The sequence below is a fragment of the Trebonia sp. genome (genome assembly GCF_049794275.1).
GTDB lineage: Bacteria > Actinomycetota > Actinomycetes > Streptosporangiales > Streptosporangiaceae > Trebonia.
The window spans coordinates 1-3,648 of record NZ_JBARCR010000674.1; the positions used below are offsets into that span (position 1 = coordinate 1).

Consider the following 3,648-nt stretch of genomic DNA (forward strand, 5'->3'; position numbering starts at 1 on the left):
GCGCTGGCGGCTGCGGCTGCGGGCCGAGCGGCTCGGCGCCGGCTGGTTCACCGTCGAACAGCAGGCCTACGCCGATGCCGGCGAGGACGGCCGGATCGCCCGGCTCGACCTGGTGTGCACGGGCTACCGTCCCGAGGCCGACAATGGCTGACACCACGGCCGCCACGGACGTCACGGACGCCACGGACGTCACGGACGTCCCGGACGCCCTGGACGTCCTGGCCACCTGGGGCGGCTGGGCGGCGGCGATACGCGACGACCCGTTCGGTCACTTCGCCGCGGCCAGGACCCGGTGCCCGGTGCAGCGGGTCCGGCTGGCCGACGGTCACCCGGCCTGGGTGGTGCTCGGCTACGACGCGGCCCGCCAGGCGCTGAACGACCCGCGTATGTCCAAGGACATGCTCGCCGCGCTGCGGGACAACGGCGACGTCGTGGCCGAGGGCCTGCCAGGGCGGGAGTTCTCGCGGCACATGCTCAACGTCGACCCGCCGGACCACACCCGGCTGCGGCGGCTCGTGTCCCGGGCCTTCACGCCCGCCCGGGTCGCCGCGCTCGAGCCGGCCGTCCGGGCGATCGCCGGGCGCCTGCTCGACGATCTGGCGGCCGCCGGCCCCGGCGCCACCGTCGACCTCATCGAGGGGTACGCCTATCCGCTGCCGTTCGAGGTGATCGGCGAGCTGCTTGGCATCCCCGCGGCCGACCGCCCGCGGCTGCACGCCTGGTTCCAGGTGCTGCTGACCGGATGGGCCGGCGACCCGCCGGCGGAGGCCGTCGAGGCCTCCGCCGGCATCGTGGGCTATCTTCGCGAGCTCGTCGAGACCAAGCGGCGCCAGCCGGGCGAGGACCTGGTCAGCGTCCTGGTCGCCGTCGACGACGACATGCTCACCACGCAAGAGCTGCTGTCGACCCTGTTCCAGCTGGTGGTCGCCGGTCATGACACCACGGCCAGCCTCATCGGCAACGGCGTCGTGGCCCTGCTCGATTATCCGCGCCAGCTCCAGGCGCTGCTGGCCGATCCCAGGCGGATGCCCGCCGCGATCGACGAGCTCATCAGGTTCACCGCCCCGGTCCCCCATGCCACGTTCCGGGTGACGACCGAACCGGTGACCGTCGGCCGCGTGGAAATCCCCGCCCGCGAACAGGTGCTGGTGTGCCTGGGCTCGGCCAACCGCGATCCCGGCCGCTTCCCGGCGCCCCACGCGCTCGACATCGGCCGCGGCGACGGGACGAACCTGGGGCTCGGCCACGGCATTCACTACTGCCTCGGCGCGCCGCTTGCCCGGCTCGAAGCCCGGGTCGCGTTCGAGGCATTGCTCGGCCGTCACCCCGGCCTGCTGCTGGCCGTCGACCGTGACGCGCTCACCTGGACGCGCGGCGACGGACTGGTCCTGCGCGGCCTCGCCTCGCTGCCCGTCGTTCTCGGGCCCAGTTCCATCCCAGCGAAATCAAGGAGACACCGATGACCACCACCGACCGTCCCGTCGACAACGGCGTGAACGTGCAGGCCCTGCTCGACGCCCGCGACGCGCTGTCCGCCGCGCCAGAAGCCGCCCAGTTCACCTGGCGGGCCAGCTGCACCTGGCGCACCGGCACGCACAGCCAGTCCACCGTGGCCGGGTTCACCGGCCTCGGCGGCGAGCAGCGGCACCGCACCACCTATGAGTTCGACGTCGACCACCCCGAGTGCTTCGCGTCCGCCGACAACGGCGCCACCCCGGTGGAGTTCGTCCTGGTCGGCCTCGTCGGGTGCCTGACCGCCGGCGTCGCCTCTGTCGCCCAGCACCGCGGCATCCAGCTCCGCTCGGTCACGGCCGCTATCGAAGGCGACATGAACGTCCTGGGCATCCTCGGCGCCGACCCCGGCATCCGCAACGGCTTCGAGGCGGTCACGGTCCGGTTCAGCATCGACGCCGACGCGTCCCGCGACGAACTGGAGGCACTGCTGGCCCAGGCGCAGAAGCGTTCGGCGGTGTTCGACGTCGTGACCAACCCGGTTAAGGTGCTGGTCGAGCTGGCCTGACCGCCACGCCCTGGCCCGCCTTCATTTCGGTGGGGCGGGCAAGGGGGGAGGGCGCCTGGGGACCGGGGTCGAGACCACGATGGAGGTGGTCGTGTTGCCGTAGGCGAGGAACCGGTCGAGGGTGGCTTCGAGCTGCTCGATGGCCGGGGCGTGCAGCTTGATGAGGAAGCAGTCCTCGCCGGTGATCCGGTAGCACTCGGTCACCTCGGGCAGCTCGGCGGCGAGTTCGGCGATCTTGGGCAGGCTGCCCGGCATGGGCCTGATCCTGGTGAACGCGGTGACCGGGAGCCCGACCGCGGCCGGGTCGATGTCCAGCCGGTAGCCGGCGATGACGCCGGCTCGTTCCAGCCGTTGCACTCGCTCGGTGACGGCGGGGGCCGACATGCCGATCCGGCGGGCCAGTTCCGCCATCGGCAGGCGCGGGCTGTCCTGCAGCTCGGTCAGGATCCGCAGGTTGACCTCGTCGAGCAGAACTTCTTCCTGATCGTAGGCAGATAGCCGCATCTGCTGTCGATTATTAGGCAAGTCGGCCTCCAGGGCTATGGCATGCCATTCTCCCTAGCGAATCTAGCTGACAACATTGCGGTATGGCCACTATCGCGCCCGGCACTCGGCTGACGCGAACGGCGGCGAGCCTGCCCCCGGTGTCCTTTTTCGCGGTCTCGGCGATCTTCCACTATCTCGGCCCCTCGCTCGCCGTGCTGCTGTTCGCGCGCATCGCGGCGCCTGGCGTGCTGTGGCTGCGGATCGCCGCCGCCGCGGCGGTGTTCGCGATATGGCGGCGGCCGTGGCGGCTGGCAGGGCGGCTCGACCGGCGGCAGCTGGTCACGCTGCTCGCGCTCGGCGGCGTCCTCGCCGGGATGAACGCGCTGTTCTACCTCGCGGTCGCACGGCTGCCGCTGGCCACCGTCGGGGCGATCGAGTTCCTCGGCACCGTCGTCCTGGCCGCGCTCGGCGCCAGGACCCGGCGCAACGCCGCGGCGCTGGCCCTGTGCGTCGGCGGCGTCGCGGTGCTGACCGCTATCCAGGCAGGGGCCAGCCCGCTTGGCCTGGTCTTCGCGTTCGGCAACTGCGCCGGCTTCATGCTCTACGTCATGCTGGGCCACCGGGTCGCGAACACCAGGGTGAGCGACGTCTTCGGCGGGATCGACCAGCTCGGCGCCGCGATGCTCATCGCCGCGGTCGCTGTCACCCCGGCCGGCCTCGGCGCCGCGCTGCCCGCCTTCACCCATCCGGCCTGGCTGGCCTGGGGCATCGGTGTCGGGGTGTGCTCCTCGGTGATCCCCTACGTCACCGACCAGCTCGCCATGGCCAGGCTGTCGCGGGCCACGTTCGCGCTGATGCTCGCACTGCTCCCGGCGGTCGCCGTGGTCATCGGCGCTGTCGTGCTCCACCAGATCCCGTCCGTCCGCGAGCTGGCCGGCATCGCGCTCGTCATCGCGGGTATCGCGATTCACCAGGCAGACACGACGTAGCCGCGGACTACCCGCGCCTCTCCGCCAGCCACGCGTCCAGGGCGGCGCGGGTCGGAGACGTCGCCGGCCCCGGGCGGGTCACAGAGAAGGCCGCGGCAGCGTTGGCGCGGGCAGCGGTCCGCGCCGGAGACAGCCCGTCGGCGAGACCGGCGA

Annotated in this window: 4 protein-coding genes; 3 read left to right on the plus strand and 1 reads right to left on the minus strand. The window is 72.2% G+C overall.

The features are described 5' to 3' along the window. The first annotated feature begins 143 nt into the window (after positions 1 to 143). Entirely contained in the window at positions 144 to 1,463 is a 1,320-nt protein-coding gene (locus WA805_RS18065) for a cytochrome P450 family protein (protein WP_425242913.1), read from the plus strand. Then, positions 1,460 to 2,020, plus strand: coding sequence for an OsmC family protein (locus tag WA805_RS18070; RefSeq protein ID WP_422285724.1), 561 nt, complete (start codon positions 1,460 to 1,462; stop codon positions 2,018 to 2,020). Before WA805_RS18065 ends, WA805_RS18070 begins: the two co-directional genes overlap by 4 nt. Before the next feature lie 21 nt (positions 2,021 to 2,041). Here WA805_RS18070 and WA805_RS18075 read toward each other — a convergent pair whose 3' ends face one another. Continuing rightward, positions 2,042 to 2,524, minus strand: coding sequence for an Lrp/AsnC family transcriptional regulator (locus WA805_RS18075; RefSeq protein ID WP_425242914.1), 483 nt, complete (start codon positions 2,522 to 2,524; stop codon positions 2,042 to 2,044). Positions 2,525 to 2,607: 83 nt separating this feature from the next. Here WA805_RS18075 and WA805_RS18080 point away from each other — a divergent pair, with 83 nt between their 5' ends. After that, a complete protein-coding gene (locus WA805_RS18080) occupies positions 2,608 to 3,495 on the plus strand; it encodes an EamA family transporter (RefSeq protein WP_425242915.1) in 888 nt (295 codons plus the stop codon). The last annotated feature ends 153 nt before the right edge of the window (positions 3,496 to 3,648 follow it).

Coding starts and splice junctions, on each gene's coding strand:
- WA805_RS18075 (WP_425242914.1), bottom strand. CDS start 2,524: ATGCGGCTATCTGCCTACGATCAGGAAGAAGTTCTGCTCGACGAGGTC.
- WA805_RS18070 (WP_422285724.1), top strand. CDS start 1,460: ATGACCACCACCGACCGTCCCGTCGACAACGGCGTGAACGTGCAGGCC.
- WA805_RS18080 (WP_425242915.1), top strand. CDS start 2,608: ATGGCCACTATCGCGCCCGGCACTCGGCTGACGCGAACGGCGGCGAGC.
- WA805_RS18065 (WP_425242913.1), top strand. CDS start 144: ATGGCTGACACCACGGCCGCCACGGACGTCACGGACGCCACGGACGTC.